General features: G+C 61.6%; 25 protein-coding genes. 13 read left to right on the top strand and 12 right to left on the bottom strand.

Going from position 1 to position 22,544, the window contains the following annotated elements; all coding sequences use genetic code 11:
- The first annotated feature begins 27 nt into the window (after positions 1-27).
- The 11 genes from trbB to ACTJKX_RS33180 are packed head-to-tail and all read left to right on the top strand — an operon-like array spanning position 28 to position 9,560.
- A complete protein-coding gene (trbB, locus tag ACTJKX_RS33230) occupies positions 28-1,008 on the top strand; it encodes a P-type conjugative transfer ATPase TrbB (protein ID WP_440727909.1) in 981 nt (326 codons plus the stop codon).
- Positions 1,005-1,340 (top strand): TrbC/VirB2 family protein, encoded by a 336-nt coding sequence (locus tag ACTJKX_RS33225; protein WP_440727908.1) that lies wholly within the window; start codon positions 1,005-1,007, stop codon positions 1,338-1,340. Before trbB ends, ACTJKX_RS33225 begins: the two co-directional genes overlap by 4 nt.
- Entirely contained in the window at positions 1,340-1,621 is a 282-nt protein-coding gene (locus ACTJKX_RS33220) for a VirB3 family type IV secretion system protein (RefSeq protein WP_440727907.1), read from the top strand. The genes ACTJKX_RS33225 and ACTJKX_RS33220 overlap by 1 nt, the downstream gene beginning before the upstream one ends.
- 11 nt (positions 1,622-1,632) lie before the next feature.
- Complete coding sequence (gene trbE / locus ACTJKX_RS33215; protein ID WP_440727906.1) at positions 1,633-4,089, top strand: conjugal transfer protein TrbE; 2,457 nt, start codon at positions 1,633-1,635, stop codon at positions 4,087-4,089.
- Positions 4,086-4,850: a P-type conjugative transfer protein TrbJ gene (gene trbJ / locus ACTJKX_RS33210; protein WP_440727905.1), complete on the top strand. Its 765-nt coding sequence runs from the start codon at positions 4,086-4,088 to the stop codon at positions 4,848-4,850. The genes trbE and trbJ overlap by 4 nt, the downstream gene beginning before the upstream one ends.
- 16 nt (positions 4,851-4,866) lie before the next feature.
- Complete coding sequence (gene trbK-alt / locus ACTJKX_RS33205) at positions 4,867-5,154, top strand: putative entry exclusion protein TrbK-alt (protein WP_440727904.1); 288 nt, start codon at positions 4,867-4,869, stop codon at positions 5,152-5,154.
- Positions 5,155-5,157: 3 nt separating this feature from the next.
- Positions 5,158-6,516: a P-type conjugative transfer protein TrbL gene (trbL, locus tag ACTJKX_RS33200; protein WP_440727903.1), complete on the top strand. Its 1,359-nt coding sequence runs from the start codon at positions 5,158-5,160 to the stop codon at positions 6,514-6,516.
- A complete protein-coding gene (gene trbF, locus ACTJKX_RS33195; RefSeq protein WP_440727902.1) occupies positions 6,513-7,202 on the top strand; it encodes a conjugal transfer protein TrbF in 690 nt (229 codons plus the stop codon). Before trbL ends, trbF begins: the two co-directional genes overlap by 4 nt.
- Complete coding sequence (gene trbG / locus ACTJKX_RS33190) at positions 7,199-8,185, top strand: P-type conjugative transfer protein TrbG (RefSeq protein ID WP_440727901.1); 987 nt, start codon at positions 7,199-7,201, stop codon at positions 8,183-8,185. The genes trbF and trbG overlap by 4 nt, the downstream gene beginning before the upstream one ends.
- Complete coding sequence (locus ACTJKX_RS33185; RefSeq protein WP_440727900.1) at positions 8,182-9,324, top strand: TrbI/VirB10 family protein; 1,143 nt, start codon at positions 8,182-8,184, stop codon at positions 9,322-9,324. The genes trbG and ACTJKX_RS33185 overlap by 4 nt, the downstream gene beginning before the upstream one ends.
- A gap of 2 nt (positions 9,325-9,326) precedes the next feature.
- A complete protein-coding gene (locus ACTJKX_RS33180; protein ID WP_394314809.1) occupies positions 9,327-9,560 on the top strand; it encodes a DUF2274 domain-containing protein in 234 nt (77 codons plus the stop codon).
- A gap of 21 nt (positions 9,561-9,581) precedes the next feature.
- Here the strand turns inward: ACTJKX_RS33180 and ACTJKX_RS33175 are convergent, their stop codons facing one another.
- The 5 genes from ACTJKX_RS33175 to ACTJKX_RS33155 form a co-directional block, all read right to left on the bottom strand.
- The gene (locus tag ACTJKX_RS33175; RefSeq protein ID WP_440727899.1) at positions 9,582-10,586 is read right to left on the bottom strand and encodes a LysR substrate-binding domain-containing protein; all 1,005 of its coding nucleotides are present in this window, start codon (positions 10,584-10,586) and stop codon (positions 9,582-9,584) included.
- Between the two features lie 257 nt (positions 10,587-10,843).
- Entirely contained in the window at positions 10,844-12,025 is a 1,182-nt protein-coding gene (locus ACTJKX_RS33170) for an ATP-binding protein (protein WP_440727898.1), read from the bottom strand.
- Between the two features lie 81 nt (positions 12,026-12,106).
- Positions 12,107-12,349: a helix-turn-helix domain-containing protein gene (locus ACTJKX_RS33165; protein ID WP_311934702.1), complete on the bottom strand. Its 243-nt coding sequence runs from the start codon at positions 12,347-12,349 to the stop codon at positions 12,107-12,109.
- 59 nt (positions 12,350-12,408) lie between these two features.
- Complete coding sequence (locus tag ACTJKX_RS33160) at positions 12,409-13,110, bottom strand: GntR family transcriptional regulator (RefSeq protein WP_440727897.1); 702 nt, start codon at positions 13,108-13,110, stop codon at positions 12,409-12,411.
- Positions 13,111-13,118: 8 nt separating this feature from the next.
- Entirely contained in the window at positions 13,119-13,853 is a 735-nt protein-coding gene (locus tag ACTJKX_RS33155) for a maleate cis-trans isomerase family protein (RefSeq protein WP_440727896.1), read from the bottom strand.
- Between the two features lie 130 nt (positions 13,854-13,983).
- Between ACTJKX_RS33155 and ACTJKX_RS33150 the strand changes: the two genes are divergently transcribed.
- Positions 13,984-15,132 carry a M24 family metallopeptidase gene (locus ACTJKX_RS33150; RefSeq protein ID WP_440727895.1) on the top strand — a complete coding sequence of 383 codons (1,149 nt, stop codon included), beginning with the start codon at positions 13,984-13,986 and terminating at the stop codon, positions 15,130-15,132.
- A 13-nt stretch (positions 15,133-15,145) separates the two neighbouring features.
- A complete protein-coding gene (locus ACTJKX_RS33145) occupies positions 15,146-15,901 on the top strand; it encodes a GntR family transcriptional regulator (protein WP_440727894.1) in 756 nt (251 codons plus the stop codon).
- 15 nt (positions 15,902-15,916) lie between these two features.
- Here the strand turns inward: ACTJKX_RS33145 and ACTJKX_RS33140 are convergent, their stop codons facing one another.
- From ACTJKX_RS33140 to ACTJKX_RS33110, 7 genes are read right to left on the bottom strand one after another with little or no spacing between them, the layout of a single operon-like run.
- Complete coding sequence (locus ACTJKX_RS33140; protein WP_440727893.1) at positions 15,917-17,326, bottom strand: amidase; 1,410 nt, start codon at positions 17,324-17,326, stop codon at positions 15,917-15,919.
- Positions 17,323-17,556, bottom strand: a complete 234-nt coding sequence (locus ACTJKX_RS33135) for a hypothetical protein (protein ID WP_440727892.1) — start codon at positions 17,554-17,556, stop codon at positions 17,323-17,325. The genes ACTJKX_RS33140 and ACTJKX_RS33135 overlap by 4 nt, the downstream gene beginning before the upstream one ends.
- Positions 17,553-18,368, bottom strand: a complete 816-nt coding sequence (locus tag ACTJKX_RS33130; RefSeq protein WP_440727891.1) for an ABC transporter permease — start codon at positions 18,366-18,368, stop codon at positions 17,553-17,555. Before ACTJKX_RS33130 ends, ACTJKX_RS33135 begins: the two co-directional genes overlap by 4 nt.
- Positions 18,365-19,540 (bottom strand): ABC transporter permease, encoded by a 1,176-nt coding sequence (locus tag ACTJKX_RS33125; protein WP_440727890.1) that lies wholly within the window; start codon positions 19,538-19,540, stop codon positions 18,365-18,367. Before ACTJKX_RS33125 ends, ACTJKX_RS33130 begins: the two co-directional genes overlap by 4 nt.
- Positions 19,537-20,607: an ABC transporter substrate-binding protein gene (locus ACTJKX_RS33120; protein WP_440727889.1), complete on the bottom strand. Its 1,071-nt coding sequence runs from the start codon at positions 20,605-20,607 to the stop codon at positions 19,537-19,539. Before ACTJKX_RS33120 ends, ACTJKX_RS33125 begins: the two co-directional genes overlap by 4 nt.
- A 28-nt stretch (positions 20,608-20,635) precedes the next feature.
- Entirely contained in the window at positions 20,636-21,763 is a 1,128-nt protein-coding gene (locus ACTJKX_RS33115; RefSeq protein WP_440727888.1) for an ABC transporter ATP-binding protein, read from the bottom strand.
- Positions 21,764-21,777: 14 nt separating this feature from the next.
- Entirely contained in the window at positions 21,778-22,464 is a 687-nt protein-coding gene (locus tag ACTJKX_RS33110; protein WP_440727887.1) for a GntR family transcriptional regulator, read from the bottom strand.
- Between the last annotated feature and the right edge of the window lie 80 nt (positions 22,465-22,544).

The raw sequence follows: 22,544 nt of genomic DNA, 5'->3' as shown, positions 1-22,544 counted from the left end.
TCGCCTCCCCGCGGAAACGGGGACGACATGGCATCCACCCATCTCAGGCCGGAGGCGATCCAGCGCGGCGCGCGCATGTTGCGCACCGCGCTCGGTCCGGCCATCGCTCGCTTCCTGGAAGAGCCCGCCGTCGTCGAGGTGATGCTGAACCCCGACGGCCGCATCTGGGTTGATCGTCTTTCTGAAGGATTGGCCGATACGGGCAAGACATTATCGGCCGCCGATGGCGAGCGCATCGTGCGCCTGGTCGCCCATCACGTCGGTGCGGAAGTTCATGCGCGCGCACCGCGCGTCTCCGCTGAACTCCCCGAGACTGGCGAGCGCTTCGAAGGCTTGCTTCCTCCCGTTGTCGCGGCGCCGACCTTTGCCATCCGCAAGCCCGCGGTCGCCGTCTTCACCCTTGCCGACTATGTGACCGCCGGCATCATGACTGCCCGTCAGGCAGCGACCTTGCGCGCGGCTGTTGTATCGCGCGCCAATATCCTGGTTGCAGGCGGGACCTCGACGGGCAAGACCACGCTCACCAACGCCTTGCTCGCCGAAGTCGCGAACAGCACCGATCGTGTCGTCATCATCGAGGACACGCGCGAGCTGCAATGCGCGGCGCCCAATCTGGTTGCCATGCGCACCAAGGACGGCGTTGCCACTTTGTCCGATCTCGTGCGCTCATCGCTGCGCCTGCGGCCAGACCGCATCCCCATTGGCGAGGTTCGTGGTGCGGAAGCCCTCGATCTCCTGAAAGCCTGGGGCACAGGCCATCCGGGCGGCATCGGCACCATCCATGCCGGATCCGGCATCGGCGCATTGCGCCGGCTCGAACAGCTCATTCAGGAGGCGGTCGTCACCGTTCCCCGTGCCCTGATCGCCGAGACCATCGATCTCGTCGCCGTCTTGTCCGGCCGCGGCGCTGCAAGGCGATTGACCGAACTCGCTTTCGTCGAAGGCCTCGGCCCGGACGGCGATTACCGCATCAAGCAGGACACCTCGAACACTGGAGATTTCTCATGATCCGCGCCACTGCCATGCGCGTCCGCCACACGGTCGCGACTGTTGCAGCCTTCACCTATGTCAATCTTGCCCTCGTTTCCGCCGCCCATGCCTCCGGCTCGTCGATGCCATGGGAACAGCCACTTCAAAAAATCCTGCAGTCGATTGAGGGGCCGGTCGCCAAGATCGTTGCCGTCATCATCATCATCGCAACCGGCCTCGCGCTTGCCTTCGGCGATACTTCAGGCGGTTTTCGCCGCCTGATCCAGATCGTGTTTGGTCTCAGCATTGCCTTCGCAGCCTCGAGCTTCTTCCTGTCCTTCTTCTCCTTCGGCGGTGGAGCACTGGTTTGATGGCGATGGCTTTTGAACAGCTCGATGCCGTACCCGGGTTCACGGTCCCGGTTCATCGTGCGCTGACTGAGCACATCCTGCTTGGTGGTGCACCGCGCGCCATCGCCATCGTGAACGGCACATTGGCCGGAGCCGTCGGCCTTGGCCTGCGTCTGTGGCTGGTGGGGCTCGTCATCTGGGCCGTCGGGCATTTTGCGGCGGTCTGGGCCGCAAAGCGCGATCCGCTCTTCGTCGAGGTAGGGCGCCGGCATCTGCGCATTCCCGGTCATCTGTCGGTGTGAGGGATGCCGTCATGATGAACCTTGCCGAATATCGCCGCTCCGCCGCGCGCCTGGCCGACTATCTGCCCTGGGCCGCGCTCGTCGCCGAGGGCATCGTGCTCAACAAGGATGGCTCGTTTCAGCGCACCGCACGCTTTCGCGGTCCAGATCTGGACTCTGCCGTTGCAGCTGAACTGGTCGGTGTGGCAAGTCGCATCAACAACGCCTTCCGTCGCCTCGGCTCAGGCTGGAGCATCTTCGTCGAAGCGCAGCGGCATGAAGCAGCGACCTATCCCGACAGCGTATTTCCCGATCCGGCCTCCGGCCTTGTCGATGCCGAGCGCAAGGCTGATTTCGAGGAGCAGGGCGTCCATTTCATCTCGAGCTATTTCCTCACTCTGCTCTATCTGCCACCGGCCGAGGAGGCGGCACGCGCCGAGACATGGCTCTATGAGGGCAAGGAACGCGCCGGGGTGGATCCGTCTGAGACCTTGCGCGGCTTTACCGACCGCACCGATCGCATTCTAGCCCTGCTCGATGGCTTCATGCCGGAATGCGCCTGGCTCGATGACACTGAGGCGCTGACCTATCTGCATTCGTGCGTGTCCACCAAGCGCCATCGCGTCCGTGCCCCCGAAACGCCGATCTATCTCGACGCATTGCTGGCCGATCAGCCGCTGACCTGTGGGCTTGAGCCCTGCCTTGGCGACCAGCATTTGCGCATCCTCACGATCATCGGTTTTCCGACCGCGACCACACCAGGCCTGCTCGACGACCTCAACCGACTGGCTTTTCCCTATCGCTGGTCGACCCGTGCCATCCTGCTCGACAAGACCGATGCCACGAGGTTGCTGACCAGGATCAGGCGGCAATGGTTTGCCAAGCGCAAGTCCATCGCCGCGATCCTCAAGGAGGTCATGACCAACGAGGCATCCGTGCTCGTGGACACGGATGCGGCGAACAAGGCTGGTGATGCCGACCTCGCCTTGCAGGAACTCGGACAAGACCTTGCCGGCATGGCTTATGTCACAGCCACGATCGCGGTCTGGGATGGCGACCCCCGCCTTGCCGACGAAAAGCTCCGCCTGGTCGAGAAGGTCATCCAGGGCCGCGACTTCACGGCCATGATCGAGACCGTCAATGCCGTCGACGCCTGGCTCGGCTCCTTGCCCGGACACGCTTATGCCAATGTCCGCCAGCCGCCGATCTCGACGCTCAATCTCGCCCACATGATCCCCCTCAGCGCCGTGTGGGCGGGGCCGGAACGGGACGAGCATTTCGATGCGCCCCCGCTGCTTTACGGCAGAACGGAAGGCTCGACCCCGTTCCGGCTCTCCCTTCATGTCGGCGATGTCGGCCATACGCTCGTTGTCGGCCCGACCGGTGCCGGCAAATCCGTATTGCTCGCTCTGATGGCCCTGCAGTTTCGCCGCTACGAACGATCCCAGGTCTTCGCCTTCGATTTCGGCGGGTCCATCCGGGCAGCGACACTCGCCATGGGCGGCGATTGGCATGATCTCGGCGGCGGCTTGACGGAAGGGGCCGATGCCTCCGTCGCGCTTCAGCCGCTGGGTCGCATCCATGATACCTATGAACGCGCCTGGGCGGCTGACTGGCTCGCCGCGATCCTGGCGCGCGAAGGTGTACCCGTAACGCCGGAGGTCAAGGATCATATCTGGACCGCACTGACCTCGCTCGCCTCGGCCCCCATCGAAGAGCGTACCATCACGGGCCTGGCGGTCCTGCTCCAGTCCAACAGCATCAAGCAGGCGCTCCGACCCTATTACGTCGGCGGCCCCTATGGCCGGCTGCTTGATGCCGAAGCCGAACATCTCGGCATCGCCGATGTGCAAGCCTTCGAGATCGAGGGCTTGGTCGGCACGGGAGCGGCACCCGCAGTGCTGTCTTATCTGTTTCATCGTATCGGCGACCGGCTCGATGGGCGGCCCACCTTGCTCATCATCGACGAGGGCTGGCTGGCGCTGGACGATGAGGGGTTTGCCGGCCAGCTTCGCGAATGGCTGAAGACGCTGCGCAAGAAGAACGCCAGCGTCATCTTCGCAACGCAGTCACTGTCCGACATCGACAATTCGGCGATCGCGCCGGCCATCATCGAAAGCTGCCCGACCCGGCTTCTCCTGCCGAACGAGCGCGCGATCGAGCCGCAGATCACGGCGATCTATCGCCGGTTCGGGCTGAATGACCGGCAGATCGAGATCCTAGCGCGAGCAACACCCAAGCGCGATTACTACTGCCAGTCGCGGCGCGGCAATCGTCTCTTCGAGCTCGGCCTTTCAGAGGTGGGCCTCGCGTTGTGCGCAACATCCTCCAAATCCGATCAGACGCTCATTGCCAAGCTATTCGCCGACCACGGCCGCGAGTGCTTTCTCAAAGCCTGGCTCGAGGCCCGCAATGCCGGCTGGGCGGTTGATCTCATTCCGACACTCCACCTCCCCATTCCCCAAGTCGAACAGGAGGCTCACTCATGAGAACTCTCCATCTCCGACCGCACGCTGCCGTTCTGGCGGCGACCTTGTTCTCTGCGCCACTGGTATTGGCGCCGGTCATGGCGCCGCCGGCTTGCGCGGATATTGTGTTCGATCCATCGAACTACACGCAAAACGTGCTGACGGCGGCGCGCTCCCTGCAGCAGATTACCAATCAGATCACCGGCCTGCAGAACCAGGCACAGATGCTGATCAATCAGGCCCGCAATCTTACCAGCCTGCCGTTCTCCTCGCTTCAGCAGATCCAGCAGTCAGTCCAGAGGACCCAGCAACTTCTCGGCCAAGCGCAGAACATTGCCTTCGATGTCCAGAAGGTCAACCAGATCTTCAGCCAAAAATACGCGAATATCCCGCTGTCTGCGAGCGACCGGCAACTCGTCGCCGACGCCCGCTCGCGCTGGCAGAACACGGTTGGCGGCCTCCAGGACGCCATGCGGGTACAGGCCGGTGTCGTCGGCAATATCGATGCGAACCGGACGCAGATGTCGACCCTGGTCAGCCAGAGCCAGGGCGCGACCGGTGCGCTGCAGGCAACCCAAGCCGGCAATCAGATTCTGGCTCTGCAATCCCAGCAGTTGTCGGATCTGCTCGCGCTGCTCGCTGCCAATGGTCGGGCAAGCGCACTGACCGATGCGGAGCGTGCTGCCGCGGCCGAACAGGGGCGCGAGCAGCGTCGTCGCTTCCTCGCGCCAGGCTCGGCCTATCAACCGGGCAATGCCCGGATGTTCAACAGCGGCAACTGAGGTGGGGAACATCGCCATGGACGGCAAGACGTTTGCGCGCCTGGGCGCGATCGTGTTCGTCGCTGTCGCCCTGACGGTGACGGTGATTGAGTTGACCGATAGGCAGGAAAGGCCGCTGAGTTCGCCTGTGCGCCTGATCCCATCCGACGGCGATCTGCTGCGTGAAGGCCAGCGCCGTTGCCAGCAGCTTGGACAAAAGGCGGTCGAGGATGCCGAGTGCTTGCGTGTATGGGGCCAGACCCGCGATCGCTTCCTTGGCCGGACATCGGAGCCGTTCGCGCCGCCATCCAGCGAAGGACGGTGACGCATGGGGGGCAGCGGCGTCATCGACAATTTCCTCGGGGTGTTCACCCGCTATATCGACTCCGGCTTCGGGCTGCTCGGTGGCGAAGTCGGCTTCATTGCATCCACACTGATCGTCATAGACGTGACGCTGGCGGCGCTTTTCTGGAGCTGGGGTGCGGATGAGGACATCATCGCCAGGCTGGTGAAAAAGACGCTGTTCGTCGGCGCCTTTGCCTATCTCATCTCCAATTGGAACAATCTGGCCAAGATCGTCTTCGACAGCTTCGCAGGCCTCGGCCTCAAGGCCAGTGGCACAGGCTTTTCGACGGCCGATTTGATGCGGCCCGGCAAGGTCGCGCAAACCGGCCTCGACGCCGCTCGCCCCCTGCTCGAATCCATCTCCGACCTCATGGGCTGGGTGGCGTTCTTCGAGAACTTCATCCAGATCGCCTGCCTGCTCTTTGCCTGGGCCTTGGTGATCCTCGCTTTCTTCATCCTGGCGATCCAGCTCTTCGTCACATTGATCGAATTCAAGCTCGCCACGCTGGCCGGCTTCGTGCTGATTCCCTTTGGCCTGTTCGGCAAGACCGCCTTCATGGCCGAGCGTGTGCTCGGCAATGTGATCTCCTCTGGCATCAAGGTCCTGGTGCTCGCTGTCGTCATCGGCATCGGCTCGACCCTGTTCGATGAGTTCACCCGCGGCTTTGGCGGGCAGACGCCGACCATTGACGACGCCATGGCTGTCGTCCTCGCCGCGTTGTCGCTCCTCGGCCTTGGCATTTTCGGTCCCGGCATCGCTAATGGCCTGGTCTCCGGTGGACCGCAGCTTGGCGCTGGCGCAGCCGTCGGTACGGGGCTCGTTGCCGGTGGGGCCGCCCTCGCCGTTGGCGGTGGCGCCATGTTGGCCGCAAGGGGAGGGGCTGCGGCGCTGGCTGGCGGTGCCTCTGCCATCCGCGCCGGCGCGACCGCAGCCGGCTCTGCGAGCTCAGCCTATTCCCTGGGCGCCTTGGGAAAGTCTGGCACGGCTGGCATCGCCTCCGGTCTCAGTGGTGTGGGACGGGCAGCGGCAGGGGCTGCCGGCAGCACCATGGTTTCCCCTCTTCGCAGGGCTGTTGCGGCTGGGAAATCCAGCTTTGCCGAAGGCATAAAATCCGGCTTCTCCGCGACTGGCGGTTCCTCGACCAAGGGGACGATTGGCGAGGCGACGGAGCCATCGCCCGGACAGGCCCGGCCCGTGGATGCAGCACCAGGCCGGGCGCAGCGTCTTCGCCGATCCATCCACACGGGCCATGCAGTCCAGACGGCCGCCCATGCCATTCGTTCCGGCGACGGCCATGGCACCGGCTCTTCCGTCAATCTCTCCGAAAGTGACCGCTCATGAATCTTTTCCGGCGACATACCGCGCATTACGGCAAAACTCCTGAGCCCGCGACCCCCTACCAGAAGGCCGCGCAGGTCTGGGACGAGCGTATCGGTTCGGCCCGGCTGCAGGCCAGGAACTGGCGCTACATGGCCTTCGGTTCGTTGGCCCTGTCGACAGGTTTCGCCGCTTCGCTGATCTGGCAATCGGCCAACGGCACGGTCGTGCCATGGGTAGTCCAGGTCGATAAGCTCGGCCAGGCGCAGGCGGTTGCGCCCGCTGTGGCCGACTATCGCCCGACCGATCCGCAGATTGCCTGGCATCTTGCTCGTTTTATCGAGCAGGTTCGTTCCATTCCCGCCGATCCGGTCATCGTGCGCCAGAACTGGCTACGCGCCTATGAATGGACGACGGATCGCGGCGCCGGGGTACTCAACGACTATGCCCGCGCCAACGATCCTTTCACCAAGGTCGGCAAGCAGCAGATCGCCGTCGAGGCGTCGTCGGTCATCCGCGCCTCACCGGATTCCTTCCGTGTTGCCTGGATGGAGCGCCGCTATGAGGACGGTAAGCTGTCGGCGACCGAACGCTGGACCGCGATCCTGACCATCGCCGTCCAGCCGCCACGCGATGCCGACCGCCTCAAGGCCAATCCACTCGGGATCTACGTCAATGCCATCAACTGGTCGCGAGAGATGAGCCAATGAGCTGGCTAAGCACCCATAAAGACGGCAATACGATTTTCCGCAAATCCGCAATAGCGGTCGTTCTGTTCTCCGGCGCCATGTTGGCAGGCTGCGCGACGCCGCAAAAGCCCCCTGAGATCCGCTATGACAGGGACGTGCCGCCGCTTCCGACCGTGCCGCCCGCAGCCATCGGCGACCGGGCGCGACCGTTACACACTCCCCCGGCCTGGTCACCGGGTCGCGGCGGGGCGGCTACGACGGTGCCGACCGCTCGTGTCGAGAATGCCAACGCCGCCGCTCGCGTCCAGCCGCGTCGCGAAGGCTATTACAACGCCATCCAGGTTTATCCCTGGTCGGAAGGCGCGCTCTATCAGGTCTATGCCGCCCCCGGCCAGATCAGCGATATTGCGCTCGAGCCTGGCGAGAGCCTGACCGGCGCGGGACCGATCGCCGCCGGCGACACCGCCCGCTGGATCATCGGTGACACCGAGAGCGGATCGGGCGTGACGCGACGCGTCCATGTCCTGGTGAAGCCCAGCCGCACGGGTATCGTCACCAATCTCGTCATCACCACCGACCGCCGTACCTATATGCTGGAGCTCCGCTCGGGCGAAAAGCCCTATATGCCGGCGGTTTCCTGGGCCTATCCCCGATCAGCCGATGGACAGCGCCAGGCGGTGCCACCCGTTCCGGCGATCCCTGCGGTTGCAGCGCGCAATTACCGCTATGGCCTCACCGGCGACAATCCGCCCTGGAAGCCCCTTGCCGTCTATGATGATGGCCGGCATGTCTATGTCGAATTCCCACGCGGTATCGTACAAGGCGAAATGCCGCCCCTCTTCGTCATCGGCTCGGATGGCGAGGCCCAGATCGTCAACAGCCGCACCTACCGGCACATCCTGATCGTCGATCGCCTGTTCGGCGCCGCCGAACTGCGTCTTGGCAGCGGCGATCGCCAGCAGACCGTCAGGATCGTGCGCACCGATGCGAGGCCTTCATCATGACCGAGAACGACAATGCCGCGGCCATGCGTCTGCGTGCCGAGCCACCGCGCGTCACCCGGCTGTCGCGCAAGGTGCTGGTCGGCATGGGTGTCGTCGCCTCGCTCGGTATCGGCGGGGCGCTGATCTATGCTCTTCAAGGACCCGGCGGCGGATCGGCCGGAGAAGAGCTCTATTCCACCGCCAACCGGCAGCCTGCCGATGGCCTTGCTGGTCTGCCGCGTGACTATACAGGCCCGATCCTCGGGCCGGCGCTACCTGGTGATCTCGGCCGTCCGATCCTGGACGCGCAGAACAAGGGCCAACCTGTCGCGTCGCCGATCGTTCCCACGCCGGGCATCGATGAGGCTGAGCAGCGGCGGCGGGCCGAGGAAGAGGCGGCCCGCACCAGCACCGTCTTCTTCCAAGCACGGGCGGGATCGGCGGCGGCAGGGATGGCAGGCGGGCCGACGCCCGGTATTGCAGGGCTTGATCTCGCCGGTCAGGGCGGTACCCCAACCGCGCAGGACAAGCAACTGGCTTTCCTCAATGCGGCCGCTGATCGGCGCACCTTTGCGCCCGATCGCGTCACACCTCCGGCATCGCCCTATGTGCTGCAGGCCGGCGCTGTCATCCCGGCCGCGCTCATCACCGGGATCCGCTCGGATCTGCCTGGTCAGATCACAGCGCAGGTCACGGAAAACATCTATGACAGCCCGACAGGCCGCATCCTGCTCGTGCCGCAGGGAACCCGGATCATCGGCCAATATGACAACAACGTGCAGTTTGGCCAGCGCCGGGTGTTGCTCGTTTGGAACCGGCTCATCCTGCCGAACGGTCGCTCTATCGTCCTGGAACGCCAGCCTGGTGCCGATACGCAAGGCTATGCCGGCCTTGAGGATGGTGTCGATTACCACTGGTGGGACCTCGCCAAGGCGGCGGGGCTATCGACGCTGCTCGCGGTCGGGGCTGAACTGGCCGTCGATGATCAGAACCGGCTTTTGCGCGCGATCCGCAATGGCACGCAGGACACCATCAACGAGGCTGGACAGCAGATCATCCGACGCCAGCTCAACGTTGCGCCGACGCTGACCATTCGCCCGGGGTTCCCGGTGCGCGTCATCGTCACACGCGACCTCGTCTTCGAACCCTACAGAGGATGACCATGACCAAGCTGAAACTCGGACCGATCGCCGACGACAAACCGGTGAAGGTGACGCTGGATCTTCCGGCCGGCCTTCATCGCGATCTTGTTGCCTATGCCGAAATCCTGGGTCGTGAGAGCGCTGGCAAGCCTCCGGACGCAATCAGGCTGATCGTCCCCATGCTGGAACGGTTCATGGCAACCGATCGCGGATTTGCCAAGGCCAGAAGTGCGGGCAAGCCTGGGTCTATGTAGGCTCGGCGACAACCAATGCGACTATGTCCTGCCGTGGGTGCCGGCATCGAAGCAACCAGGTGGCGCGAGCGGAGGTCGGCCGTAGGAAGCCTGCCGCACGAACGTGAGTGATCGGGCGATCTGGAGAAAGTTGCGCAAGGCAGGCTTGTTGTTATCGGACAGACAGATCGCACTGAAGGTCAGTGGGCAGAAGAGCTTTGCGATCGGGCGAAACGTCAACCCCGGAAACGACATAGCGGTGGCCGCCTCACCGCACAGACCAAGGCGTCGCCCCAGCGCTATCTGGCTCAAGAGGGCAAGCCGACCCTGGTCACAAACCTCTATTGGTATAGGCGTGGCCGCCTCCCTATCGCGCCATCGCAGAGCGTCGATGATCTGACTGGCCGGCTCGTCCTTGCTAATCGAAAGGGAATACTGGAGGAGATCAGCAATGCCGATCGAAGGGAGAGTCGCCAGGCGATGGTCTGCAGGCACGATGACGAAGACGTCCTCGTGCCACAGAGGTATCGATTGGTAGTGCGACGGGGGGCTCTTGGCCGCGGCGATTGCGACATCCAGTCGGCCGCGGAGCACTAACGCCATATTCTCTTCTTCCTCGCTTTCGAACAGGGCCTCTTGGATTGCCGGATATTGGGATCCGAGCGTGTCCAGCAAGATATGAAGCAGCCGTGGATTGGTGGCTGGAGATATGCCGATGCGCAATGTCTCACAGGCTTCTGTCGAGATCGCCATCGTGGCAGCGTCCAGCTCCTCCAACACGGATTGGGCGCGTTCGAGAAATTCGCGGCCCTGCTTGGTAATCTCGACACCGGTGGATGATCGTATGAAAAGCGCTGTCCCAAGACGAAATTCAAGGTCCCGGATACGGCGGCTGATCGCGGAAGGCTGGATATTTAGCGATGCCGCCGCGCGCCGGAAGCTGTGATGCTTGGCCGCCAGGATGATATAGCGAAGCTGGCGCAGATCGATCGAATTCTGCCCGGATCGCCATCGCTCGAGAAAGACTGTCGACCGTCGATCGTGCATTCCCCGCCCTACCTGCCAATATCCGTTCGGGAGCGCTCCAATAGGGTGAGGTTGTCCCTGATCCTTTGAGATGCCTGCGATTTTGAAGCAAATTGCACGATGCATCCGCATTCATCAGCCCGCGCCGAACGCATGATGGCAAGTTATATTGTCGAATGGATTCGATTGGCTCTGCGGACTCAGCGTCGTTTGTTGGCTGTTCTTGCCGTCACCGGAGCGGCCGAACGCTTCCTTTGCACAATCCTGACAGTTGGCGATTACCGGCCGAGTGCCGACAACTCTGCGAGGAGCGGCTGTAGTCCTATGGCCTCGATCCCAGGCTTGAGTGGAAAACGCTCGTCACCGGCATAAACCACGAATGATCGAGCGGGTTGAATGTCCTCGATCGCCTGATGGAAGCCCTTGCTGATAGTGGGCGCCAGGCTGCGCTTGATTTCGACGGCGATCAGCCCCTTGGGACCGTCGAGAACCAGGTCGATCTCGGCTCCCGCCGAGGTTCGGTAGAAGTTGGGTTGCGCGAACGAGGAAACCACTGCCAAAATGTTCTCGATGGCAAATCCTTCCCAGCTGAGACCGGCGACAGGATGGCCCGCCAGCGCATTGGCGTTTTCGATATCGAGCAGGGCATGCACGATGCCGCTGTCGCGGACATAGACTTTCGGCGATTTGACCAGACGCTTGCCAATATTGGCATGAAAGGGTTGCAGCCGGCGAACCAATAGGAGGTCAACCAGGAGATCGACATAGGAACTGACGGTCGGGGCGCTGATCGACAAGCTTGCGGCAAGCCGGGATGCATTGAGCAAGCCACCCTGGTTGTGCGCCAGCATCGTCCACAGGCGCTCTAGGGTTACGGCTGGAATTCGGGGGCCGAATTGCGGGACGTCACGCTCCAGATAAGTGCGGATGAAATTGCGCCTGAAGGCAAGGCTGTCAGCATCGGAGCTTGCCAGAAAACTGTCGGGAAAGCCGCCGCGGAGCCATAGCCGCTCGTTCGCGGCCGAAGAGGGTGGCGAACCCGCAACTTCGGAAACGTCGAGCGGCGTCATTTCGATATATTCGATGCGACCGGCCAGGCTTTCGTCAGACTGGCGCAGCAAGTCGATCGATGCCGATCCCAGGAGAAGGAAGCGGCCATTGCGATGTCCGCGGCGACGGCCCTGGTCAATGAGCCCGCGCAGTTCCTGGAAGATCTCGGGGGCACGATGGATTTCATCGAGAATGACCAGCTTGTCCTCATGGGTTTTCAGGAACAAGGCGGGATCGGTTAGCTTGGCCCGGTCGGCGCGCAACTCCAAATCGAGGTAGAGGGCGCCGGTTTCCTCGGCGATCTCCAGAGCCAGTGTCGTCTTGCCTACTTGTCGGGGGCCGATGAGGGCGACCGCGGCTTGACGACCAAGGGCCTGGCGAACGACAGGATGGATGCGACGATTCAGCATCCTTGCAAATTAAAACAGGATTTTTTGATTTGCAAGGATCGATGCGCCTAGCTTAGCCGATCCGCTCTGCAACTGGTGCGATCATTTCGCATCGTGTTTTCTGCGCACTTCCATGTCGGGAGGCAGGAAGAGTTCGATATCAGGGACGTCAAAGGCTTTTGCGAGTTTTGCGATCGACTTCAGGGTGACGTTCTGAGAGCCTCGCTCGATCTTGCTGATCTGCTGCTGGCTCAGCTTGGCTTGCGCGGCAAAATTTGCCTGATTCAGCCTTAACGCCTTTCTCATGCGCCGTGCATTCTGGCCAAGAATCTTGCTCAGTTCCATAGAACCGAGCATCCGCAAAGCAATCGTCGATGTGAATCACTTATAACATGTAAATGCGCCTAGATCTGCGGGTACCAGTTTCCGCGCGCGTGCTCGACGCGCAACAGACCAAAGGCAATGTGATTGCGTTGAATATAGCCGACCGCCCGTACGTCGCCGGTGGCAAGAGCGCGCGCCGTTTCCTCAAGTTCGCTGGCAAAGTCCTCCAACTGTTCACTCAGGAACGAATGAATGACGCTGTACCAAATCCGTGAGGCTTGAAAGTAGTAGCGCTCATGGGTTTCGCGCAGGGCCTTGTTTGCGATCAGGCGGTTGGTCGCATGGTGAAGACCGTGATTGAGCGACCAGAAGACCTCTAGTTCCCGGTTTTTCTCGAGACATTGCAGGCGCTGGCGCAGGAGGTTCACATCACTAAGCGCGCCCGGAATCTCACCTTCGTCAGGGAAATCTCCGATCATCTCGCTGAGCCGAAGGCGAAACCGGTAGATCTCCTGGAAAGCAAGATCGTCCAATCCCGTGACGATGGTACCCACGCCGTTGCGGGCGGTGGTCAAGCCGTCATATTCGAGCCGTTGAAGAGCCTGGCGTATCGGCGTGCGGCTGACAGCGAATTCAATGGCGAGTTCGTGTTCGCTCAGTCGCATGCCCGGCGGATAGCGCAACAGGCAAATGCGCTCTCGCAAGACGCGGTAGATATCCGGAGCCTGCCCCCGCGGGGCGGGAAGGGCAGGTGTCACTGCGCTCTTGTCTGCAGGCTCCATCGCTCGCCCTAATGATCCTGGAACAGCCTTCCACAATCGGTACGACGGTCGGTAACGCCGGCCAGCCGAAGGCAATCCCACATCATAGCCTGATTACTGGTTATAACGGGTTTGCCCAACCTTACCTCCAGTTCGGTTATGATGTCGATGGAGCGCAAGGCTCCGCAGCTGATGAATACAGCCTCTGCTTGTGGATGGTCGACCGATTCGGCGAATTCGAGAATGGTGCGGGGCGCAACCTTGACCATGTCCGCATCATTTTCGATGCTCAGTCCTTGCATGTTGACAATCTCGAAGCCTCGCGCGGCCATGTAGGCTTTTTCGATTGCATTGACCTCCGCCAAATATGGTGTGGCGATCGCGATGCGGCGCGCTCTGAGCGTCTTCAGGGCGCGCATCACCGATGAGATCAAACATGTTGTCTTGGCCATGGGTTTGCCGCGTTTGAGTTCGGCGAATACGCGCTCCTCGCCGATGACCACACTGCCTGATGTGCAGGCATAGCAAACGACATCGAGATCCTCGTCGGGTAACAGATGGGTGGCTGCATCCCCGATGCCGACTGCCATTGCACCGAGCGTGGCGACGCTGATCCGATTGGTCATGGGCGCCCTCGAAAAGTGGATGCCCACGCCAGGAGGACACAAACGAAACATGTCGTCCTCGATCGTCTGCTCCATGGCCAACAGCACGAATCCGATCTTTGCCCGGTCGTGCCGCCCGCGATCGAATTCGATCTTCACGGGCCCGGGCCACTTTGCTGTATGCAGCAATCCTTTTCCTTCACTATTTCGTGAGCAATTTTCAGGGCTTGACATGGATTTACCTTCATCCTTAATGACTATATCGCCTAAGCTGCATACAGGTTGAAAAATGAGAAGTCCATATGCTCGACGCGTATCCGCCCTTTGCGAGGCGATAGCGGCTGCGAAAATCGACGCCGCGATCCTGACCCATCCCGACGCGATCGCTTACTTTGCTGGCTATTGGAATTATCTCGGCATGGAGTTCGGCCGGCCGACGATACTGGTCGTGAAACCCGGTTCCACACCGACGATAATCACCCCGCTCATGGAAGCCGAAATGTGCGCTTCAATGAGTTGGACCGAAGACATCCGGCCCTGGACGGATGGTGGCGAGGAATGGCGACGGCCGCTCAGGGATCTGCTCACGAATGCCGACCGAGCGCGCATCGGTGTGGAGGAACGTTTCATTCCCAATATCGTGTCTGCTGAGCTGCGGAATTTCCTAGCCCAAAGCCAGTTCGAGGACATCGGTCCGGTCGTCGGCGCCCTGCGCCAGATCAAGTCACCGCAGGAGATCGCAACCATGCGCCAGGCCGGTGAGGTTGCCGTCGCGATGATGGAAGGCGCCCGGCGAGCGATCGGACCTGGAGTACCGGAATATGAAATTGCGCTGGCAGCAATGGCGGCTGGCACGCGCAAGGCAGCTGGCCTGCTTCAAGAGACGGGCGATCGGTTCGTGTCCCCGCTCATTCACGATCTGCAGATTCTGCAATCAGGCCGCGACACCTGCATGGTCCATCGTCGGGCCTCTACCCGCCGGCTGGAGAGCGGTGATCCGGTCTATCTTTGTTTTTGCGGCATGGTCCGTTTTCGCAATTACAAACTCGGCTTCGATCGCCAATTCTTTGTCGGTCAGGCGAGTGACGAGCAGCTCTATGTACAGGAAGCAGCCGTGAAGGCTCAGAAGGCGGCCTTGGGAACGATCCGCCCAGGTGTGACTTGTGAAGCGGTGAACCAGGCCGCCGAGGAAGCCTATGCTCAAGCAGGCTTTGAGCCCGGCTATCGAACCGGACGCGCCATCGGCCTCTCGCTTCTGGAGGCTCCAGAGCTCAAACGCGGTGAAAGCGCCTTGATCGAAGCAGGCATGACTTTCGCCGTTGATGGCGGCATCACATTGCCCGGAAAAGGAGGGGGACGGATTGGAGATTCGATCGTCGTCACGCAAGAAGGATACGATTGGCTCACCCCCTATCCGCGCGATAATTCCATTGTTTGACGGATTGTAGTGAATGAATAACTGGACTGCCGTGCCCCATGCGCCAATGGCGAATGGGGTCGTCGGGGGCAAACGCCGAACCAGCGTCTACTCGACACTCAGGACCCATGCTCTGCATTGTCGCTTCAAGCCGGGTCAGCACCTTCCGATCAGTGTGATTGCCCAACTTCTGGGAGTATCAAACACACCGGTCCGAGAGGCGTTGATGCGGCTCCACGCAGAGGGGCTGGTTGACGCCGTACCCGCTAAGGGGTTCTTTGCCCGAGAAATACGCCTTCAGGACATGGTCGAGTTCAACGAGATGCTCTGCGTCATCGCTCGGTATTGTCTTGAAGGAGCCGATCTCGATCTTTGCTTGGCTCCGCGGCGGGAAGCCGATGGGGCGACACCACCTCTCCAGTTCAAGACACGCGGCACGGCTTTGAGTCTGGCCCGCGAGACCGAAATGTTGTTCGAGGCGCTCGGCCGCGCAACGGGCGAGAAGACAATTCCAATATGCATCCATCGTCTTTGCGAGCAGACCCATCATATTCGCCTGCGCGCCTTTGAAAGTCGGCGCATCGGCAGCAGGCTGCGCCATGCTTTGGCGGAGCTGGTCGCGGCATTGCGTAGACGCGATCGCGAGGTGGCTATAGACAAGCTCGTTGGGTTTTCGCAGCTGTTTGCGCAGGCCTTGCCCCACCTTGTAAGCCACGCGTTGGCTGCCGCCTATGCGGCCGAACTGACGGATCTGGCCAATTGGGTCATAAGGCAGGAAGAAGCGGCGTGACGGGCCGTCTGGCCGTTATGCCTCATCGCGAAGAGACGGCGACCGCCATCGCACCACCCCGATCCTTTCGAGCAAATGACCGATCGACAGCAGCCTCCTATCCTCAAACGGACGGCCAACCATTTGCAGACCGATAGGTAGCCTTGTGGAATGCCGGCCGATGGGGACAGACAAGGCCGGATGGCCGGTCAGGTTGAACAAGCAAGTGAAGCGAGCCAAGGCGTTGCCGACAGGTTCTTCGATCTCTCCGAAGACCACCGACCGTGCCCCTAACCGTGGGGCCACGATGGGCGTCGTCGGCGTGATCATGATGTCGGTGCTGCGAAACAGGCGATCGAGCTCGAGCCTCTTGGCCTCCATGAAACGCAGGGCCTGCACATAGTGCTCGGCGAGCACGAACTGACCCTGCAACAAGCCGTCGCGAACATCCGGGCCATAAAGCGATGTGTGGGTCTTCAAACGAGGCTTGTGCCAGGCGAAAGCTTCCACGAGCTGAATGGCGAGCGAAGCGGTGCGGACATGGTCCATGTCGAGCACAGGCAAAGGGACGAGACGCGCGCCCAAATCCTGACAGCGTATCAACACCCGATCGACGGCGGTGATGATCTCGGGATCGGCGTTGTCGAAGAAATAGGGGCGTGGAACGCCAATCCGCAGACCGTTCAGCGCGTTGGCCTCATGACTACGGCCTGCCGTCGCCCATGGTTCGGCGGGCTGTGGGACGATTCCTTGCCTTTGTGCTAACACCTCGAGCACGTCCGATGCGTCGATACAGGAGCGGGTAATCAGGCCGATATGATCGAGGGACCAGCAAAAGGGGATGGCGCCCTGGGTGTCGATCAGGCCCATTGTCGGCTTCAATCCAACCAGGCCGCACAAGGCGGCAGGCACGCGCACCGATCCGCCTGTATCGGTTCCCAGCGCGAAAACCGCGCTTCCTTGCGCAACCGCGACCGCTGACCCGCTGCTCGATCCACCAGCGATGCAGCTCTCGTCATGCGGGTTGGGCGGTGTTCCGAACACGCTATTCTCGCCGGTGATGCCATAGCTGAATTCGTGCAGGTTGGTTTTGCCGATGAGAACAGCTCCCGCTTCGCGTAGACGCCGGATAGCGCTGGCGTCATCGCGTGCGTGATAGTCCAACATTGCTCGCGAGCCCGCGGTCGTCGGCAGATCGATCGTATCGAAGACATCCTTGCAGGCGTAGGGAATACCGGCAAGCGGGCCAGGTTGCTCGCAATGCTCCAGCGCCCTGGCGTGCCTGAGAGCGGTATCGTTCGCGAGGGCGATGTAAGCATGGCTACATCGGCGCAACCGACGAGCCCGGCGCAAGCAGGTTTCCGCAAGATCGATGGGGCGGACGATGCCGGACATCATGTTCTTGCGCATGGCACGCAGTGAAGAGGGGACAGAACCGTTTGTCATTTGGACTCGCAAACGCAGAAGACGGAACGCCGTGGAATGGCCACGGCGCCAAAATCGAGGTCGGACAGGGTCTGCAAGGCAAGAAGAAGGTCCTGGGTGGGAGAAACCAGGCCACTGCCGGCCACGGCCGTCAATTGGGCCAGATCCGCTCGTTCCCATGCATAGCCAGCAAAGATGAGCGATACCGACTCCAGAAAATCAAGTTGCAGAGGCGAAGGTGAGGTGGTCATCGTGCCCTCATGGGCGAGAGGGTGCTGCGGACGATGGCAATCACGGCCATGGCGGTCGCCACCACGACGATCAGCACCGTCGCCGCAGCCAGGACGGCGGGACTGAGCTGGTCGCGCATGCCCGACCACATCTGCAGGGGCACCGTCCTCTGATCATAGCCGGCGAGGAAAAGGGCAACGACCGCCTCGTCGAAGGAGGTGATGAAAGCAAAAAGCGCACCGGCGATGATGCCCGGAGCCATCAGGGGTGCTGTCACCTTGCAAAATGCCGACAGCGGATGCGAGCCGAGGATGGAAGCCGCACGTAGCAGCCGCTCGTCGAAGGTCGCCAGAGCGCCTCCGACGGTGACGACGACATAGGGTGCTGCCAGTGCGGTATGGGCGAGGACGATGCCGGTGAAAGATTGCGTTAGCCCCAGGGGCGCCAGAAACAAATAGCTACCCGTCGCGAAGATGATGATGGGAACGATCAAGGGGGACGAAAGCACGATGGCCACCATGCTCCTTTGCCGGGCCGGCAGGCGCCGCAGGCCGAAGGCTGCCAGCGTCCCCAGGAGCGTTGCCGTGGGCGTGACGATGGCCGCTATGATCAGGCTGTTGCGGAACGCCAACTGCCATTGCGGATTGAGAGCGATCTCTCGGTACCAGCGCAGCGACCAGCCAGCCGGATCCAATGTGACCATCTGCCTCGTGAACGAGAAATAGGGCTCGGGATTGAAGGACAGGGGAATTACGACCAGCACGGGTCCGATCAGAAAAGCGCAGATGGCACCGCAGAAAGTCCAAAAGACGATAGATCCCAGACGGCTCATGCCCGCAATCCTCCTCGTTGGGGCAGGCGGGGCAGGATCAGCGCAATCGCCACGACAATGGTAAGCAGTATGCTGCCGAGTGCCGCGGCCAAGCCCCAGTTCAAGCTCTTTTGCATGTGGAAGGCGATTTGATTGGAAATGAGCTGGCCCGTCCGCCCGCCCACCAGGGCCGGCGTGACGTAGTAGCCAAGCGACAGGACGAAGACGAGAACCGAGCCCGATGCAATGCCCGGATAAGTCAAGGGCAGGTAGACGCGCCAGAACGTATAGAAGGGGCGCGCGCCCAGGCTTGCGGAAGCTCGAACATAGGCGCCCGGCAGTCCCGTCATCACCGAGTACAGGGGCAGGACGAAGAAGGGCAGCAACACATGCACCATGACGATGACGGTGCCGGTCAGGTTATACATCAGCGCGAGCCTCTGATTGTCGCCAAGGAGCCCGCTGGCCACGAGGGCTTCGTTGAGAACACCCCTGCGCTGAAGAAGTACGATCCATGCGGTTGCCCGCACCAGGAGGGAGGTCCAGAACGGCAACATGACTACAAACAGCAGGACCAGGCGCAGGCGTGGTCCGGATCGGGCGATCGCATGGGCGAGAGGATAGCCCAGCAATGCACAGAAAATCGTCACGATTGCCGCGACGCTGAGTGTGCGTACGAACAGCTCCACATAGATCCGCCGGCTTTTGTCCTGAAATTCGATGCCGCCGCCTGCTGCGATCTTGAGATCGAGCGCGTTGAGAAAATGCGATGCGGTGAAGGGTTGCGTCCCGCTGGCGAGGATCTGCCAGATCGCCGGCGCCCCCCACCGCGGATCAAGGTCGGCCAGCCGTGCGGTCGGTTGCAGGCTCAAGGCCGTTGTGGTCCGGTCGATCAGCGAACCAAAGCCAGACTGTTCCCGGTTGAGGCGCAGCGCAAGGCGTCCCGCACGGCCCTGTTGGACGGCCGCTCTCAGATCGGCTTGGGTGCTGTCGAAAGCAGAGGCTGGTGGCATGCCATCCCCATTCCAGGTCGACAGGGCCGTCCGTGTTCGCGGCATCAGCTCGGCGAGCTCGGGGTCATAGACGCTGCGGGCGAGCATCAGCGCGATCGGGCCGATGAAGGCAACGATGATGAAGGCGAAGAGGGGTAGGACCAATAGCCAGCCCGTTCGCGTGGTGCGGGCGATCATCATTGCGACAGCCAGGCGGCATAGCGCTCATTGACGGCATCGGCGTGCTCCATCCACCATTTGGCATCGAAGGCGAGTGCGCTTTGAAAATTGCCGGGAGCGGTGGGTAAGCTGGGAGCCAGCGAGGGATCCACCAGAGCCTGTGCCGAACGACGCACAGGGCCGTAGCTCAGATAGCGTGTTTGCATGGCAAGCGGTTGCGTGCCGGTCGCAAACGCGATGAAGGCTTTGGCAATGTCCTGTCTTTTGGTGCCGGCGACGATCGCATAATAGTCGGCGTTCCAGATCTGGCGGTCCCAGATGATGGCAAGGGGTTTCTTGTCGTCTGTGATCGCCCCTTGAATGCGCCCGTTATAGGCCGCCGAAATGGCCACCTCGCCATCGGCCAGAAGCTGGATCATCTGGGCGCCGGTTTCCCAGAACACGGCCTGATCCTTGATAGTCTCGAGTTTGGCGAAGGCGCGATCCAGGCCTTCAGGCGTGCTCAAGATCGCATAGACGTCCTTGGCCGCCACACCATCGGCCATCAATGCCCATTCGAGCAGGGCGTTGGGTCGTTTAGGCAGGCCGCGCTTGCCGGGAAAGGCCTTGAGGTCGAAAAAGTCCTCGAGTGTCTTGGGCTTTGCTCCGGGGAAGGCGGTCTGATTGAAGGCGATGACGTTGGACCACACCACTGAACCGACGCCGCACGGTTGCAGCGCCCCCGGAAGGAAGTCTGCTTTCGCCGGCGCGCCGTCGCTTCCGGCTGGCAGGCTGGTCGGATCGACTTTGACGAACAGGCCATCCGCGCAACCCCGCTCGAGATCTTGCTGCTCGACGTCGACCACGTCCCAACTGACCGTTCCCGATCGTACCTGCGCGATCAGTTCGGCCAGGCCTCCATTGTAGTCGACCGATTGAATGCCAATCCCGGTTTTCGCCGTGAAGGGCTCGTATTGCGCCTTGGCCTGGCTCGCGGTGTATTGGCCGCCATAGGAGACGACGGTTAGGGCCTCGGCGGCTCGCGCCGGCACAGTCGTGGTGAGGAGCATCAGACAATAGGACGCGCATGCTGTCAGACGACAGTTCATTTCGACCTCCGGATGGATGGAATGAGTGTCAGGAACGAGGGGCTGGAAAGGCCCGGGCGTCCTGTGTGTTCCAGCCCAGTCTTATTGTTTCACCCTGTGAGGGCAGGGGCTGGCTGCCGCAATTGGGGAGTTTCCAGATGATCTCAGCGCCATCGCTCGTGCGCAGGCGTACTCGGTGCACGTCACCAAGATAGGTTGCATCGATCACTTCAGCCTGGAGAGCGTTGCAGCCACCCTCCTGGACGGTTCTTATGCGCTCCGGTCTGATGGCGACACAAACCGGTTCGCCGTAGTGGGCATTGCCCATGTTGAGTGCGCAAACGACTTCGCCACCGGTGAGCCGTATGTGGCAGCAGTCCCCATCCGATGATAGAAACGTGCCGGAGATGGCGTTGTTTTCTCCAAGAAAGCCCGCCACGAAGGAGCTGGCCGGGGCCTCATAGAGGTCGGTAGGCGTGCCGACCTGGGCGATGCGTCCGCCCTCGAAGACGCAGACCCGATCTGACAAGGACAAGGCCTCGCCCTGGTCGTGGGTCACATAGATGATGGTCGGCCTCAGGTCACGATGAATGCGGGTGATTTCGTCCTGCATCTGATCGCGCAGCTGCTTGTCGAGCGCGCCCAAGGGTTCGTCCATCAGCACCAGCTGTGGATTGTAGATGAGCGCTCGGGCAAGCGCGATGCGTTGTTGCTGTCCACCCGACAATTGCGCGGGATAGCGCTCCCCCATGTCACCCAGACGAACCAGGGAAAGCGCCCAGCCGACACGCTCGCTGACGTCTACGCGCGGCCATCTGCGGGCTTGCAGGGGATAAGCGAGATTTTGGGCGATGGTCAGGTGCGGAAACAAGGCATAATGCTGAAACACCATGCCGATATTGCGCCGATAGGGCGGCAGGTGCGAAACGTCCCTGTCCCCGATGCGGATCGAACCGGCGCTGGGCTGCTCGAAGCCGGCCAGCATCATCAAGATGCTGGTCTTGCCCGACCCGGATGGTCCCAGGATGGTGAGAAACTCGCCGGCGCCAACTTCGAGATTGAGCCCCTCGACAACATTCGATGAGCCATCATAGCTCTTGTCGACATCATGCAAAAAGACGGCTTCGGCCTGGAGTGGGGTGCGGCTCTGGTTGGAAATGGCGACATTCGCTGTCATCCGGTTCTCCTCCATCAATCCCGTTCACCGAGCATGAAGCTGGTAATGCGGTTGAGAGTGCGAGCGATGTGGTTGCGTCGGATGAAGCCGACGGCCTTGACGTCACAGGCCTCCAGCGAGGCGATGATCTCGCCGATCTCCTCGGCTTGGGAGAGGATCTCCGGGGACCAGTTGAGTTCGGGCAGGATCTGTAGATAGGCCCGGATCGTCTTGTAGTAGAGAACTTCGGAAATGATCCGGTATTCGGCGTTGCCGGACAATTGCAGGATTTCATCCTGCAGCCTGTGGCTGATCTGAGCCAGTGCCCGAACGTCATGGTCCACCACCAAGGGGGTGCACTCGGCAGCCAGTTCACGCAGCGTTGCAATCGTGCGGGTGAACGTCGTCGCAGGGCTGAGCTCGCCGAGCAACTCAGCAAGCTTGATGCGCAGTGAATAGGCATCGCGCAGCGCTCGCAGGTCGACGGCCGTGACCATGGAGCCGACACTCGGCGTGGTCTCGATCAGTCCTTCGTTCTCCAATGCCTGCATCACTCGCCGCATCGGCGTTCGGCTGACCCCGAATTCGCGCGCTAACTCCGCCTCGCTGAGCGCCGCCCCGGGTGGATAGATCAACAGGCATATCCGATTGCGCAACGTCTGGTGAATGGCGGCAAAACGCTGCCGTGGCGATGGCGCCTGATGTTCGATGCTCAACGGCATGAAACAACCTCCCGATATATCGCTTTTACATATTATAATATGTATTGTCAACGGTGGGATACCGATTACCTAAGCCGGTA

The sequence above is a fragment of the Labrys sp. 22185 genome, assembly GCF_052045555.1.
GTDB classification, from domain to species: domain Bacteria; phylum Pseudomonadota; class Alphaproteobacteria; order Rhizobiales; family Labraceae; genus Labrys; species Labrys neptuniae.
The sequence above is the reverse complement of the archived record's forward strand: the minus strand, read 5'-3'. Positions and strand labels throughout refer to the sequence as shown.

Bases quoted from the DNA above. Each gene is read 5' to 3' on its own strand.
- trbG (WP_440727901.1), top strand. From the start codon at position 7,199: ATGAGCTGGCTAAGCACCCATAAAGACGGCAATACGATTTTCCGCAAA.
- trbL (WP_440727903.1), top strand. From the start codon at position 5,158: ATGGGGGGCAGCGGCGTCATCGACAATTTCCTCGGGGTGTTCACCCGC.
- ACTJKX_RS33175 (WP_440727899.1), bottom strand. From the start codon at position 10,586: ATGCACGATCGACGGTCGACAGTCTTTCTCGAGCGATGGCGATCCGGG.
- ACTJKX_RS33145 (WP_440727894.1), top strand. From the start codon at position 15,146: ATGAATAACTGGACTGCCGTGCCCCATGCGCCAATGGCGAATGGGGTC.
- trbJ (WP_440727905.1), top strand. From the start codon at position 4,086: ATGAGAACTCTCCATCTCCGACCGCACGCTGCCGTTCTGGCGGCGACC.
- ACTJKX_RS33165 (WP_311934702.1), bottom strand. From the start codon at position 12,349: ATGGAACTGAGCAAGATTCTTGGCCAGAATGCACGGCGCATGAGAAAG.
- ACTJKX_RS33110 (WP_440727887.1), bottom strand. From the start codon at position 22,464: ATGCCGTTGAGCATCGAACATCAGGCGCCATCGCCACGGCAGCGTTTT.
- trbK-alt (WP_440727904.1), top strand. From the start codon at position 4,867: ATGGACGGCAAGACGTTTGCGCGCCTGGGCGCGATCGTGTTCGTCGCT.
- ACTJKX_RS33160 (WP_440727897.1), bottom strand. From the start codon at position 13,110: ATGGAGCCTGCAGACAAGAGCGCAGTGACACCTGCCCTTCCCGCCCCG.
- ACTJKX_RS33170 (WP_440727898.1), bottom strand. From the start codon at position 12,025: ATGCTGAATCGTCGCATCCATCCTGTCGTTCGCCAGGCCCTTGGTCGT.
- ACTJKX_RS33185 (WP_440727900.1), top strand. From the start codon at position 8,182: ATGACCGAGAACGACAATGCCGCGGCCATGCGTCTGCGTGCCGAGCCA.
- ACTJKX_RS33225 (WP_440727908.1), top strand. From the start codon at position 1,005: ATGATCCGCGCCACTGCCATGCGCGTCCGCCACACGGTCGCGACTGTT.
- ACTJKX_RS33140 (WP_440727893.1), bottom strand. From the start codon at position 17,326: ATGACAAACGGTTCTGTCCCCTCTTCACTGCGTGCCATGCGCAAGAAC.
- trbB (WP_440727909.1), top strand. From the start codon at position 28: ATGGCATCCACCCATCTCAGGCCGGAGGCGATCCAGCGCGGCGCGCGC.
- ACTJKX_RS33135 (WP_440727892.1), bottom strand. From the start codon at position 17,556: ATGACCACCTCACCTTCGCCTCTGCAACTTGATTTTCTGGAGTCGGTA.
- ACTJKX_RS33150 (WP_440727895.1), top strand. From the start codon at position 13,984: ATGAGAAGTCCATATGCTCGACGCGTATCCGCCCTTTGCGAGGCGATA.
- ACTJKX_RS33120 (WP_440727889.1), bottom strand. From the start codon at position 20,607: ATGAACTGTCGTCTGACAGCATGCGCGTCCTATTGTCTGATGCTCCTC.
- trbE (WP_440727906.1), top strand. From the start codon at position 1,633: ATGATGAACCTTGCCGAATATCGCCGCTCCGCCGCGCGCCTGGCCGAC.
- ACTJKX_RS33125 (WP_440727890.1), bottom strand. From the start codon at position 19,540: ATGATGATCGCCCGCACCACGCGAACGGGCTGGCTATTGGTCCTACCC.
- ACTJKX_RS33180 (WP_394314809.1), top strand. From the start codon at position 9,327: ATGACCAAGCTGAAACTCGGACCGATCGCCGACGACAAACCGGTGAAG.
- trbF (WP_440727902.1), top strand. From the start codon at position 6,513: ATGAATCTTTTCCGGCGACATACCGCGCATTACGGCAAAACTCCTGAG.
- ACTJKX_RS33130 (WP_440727891.1), bottom strand. From the start codon at position 18,368: ATGAGCCGTCTGGGATCTATCGTCTTTTGGACTTTCTGCGGTGCCATC.
- ACTJKX_RS33220 (WP_440727907.1), top strand. From the start codon at position 1,340: ATGGCGATGGCTTTTGAACAGCTCGATGCCGTACCCGGGTTCACGGTC.
- ACTJKX_RS33115 (WP_440727888.1), bottom strand. From the start codon at position 21,763: ATGACAGCGAATGTCGCCATTTCCAACCAGAGCCGCACCCCACTCCAG.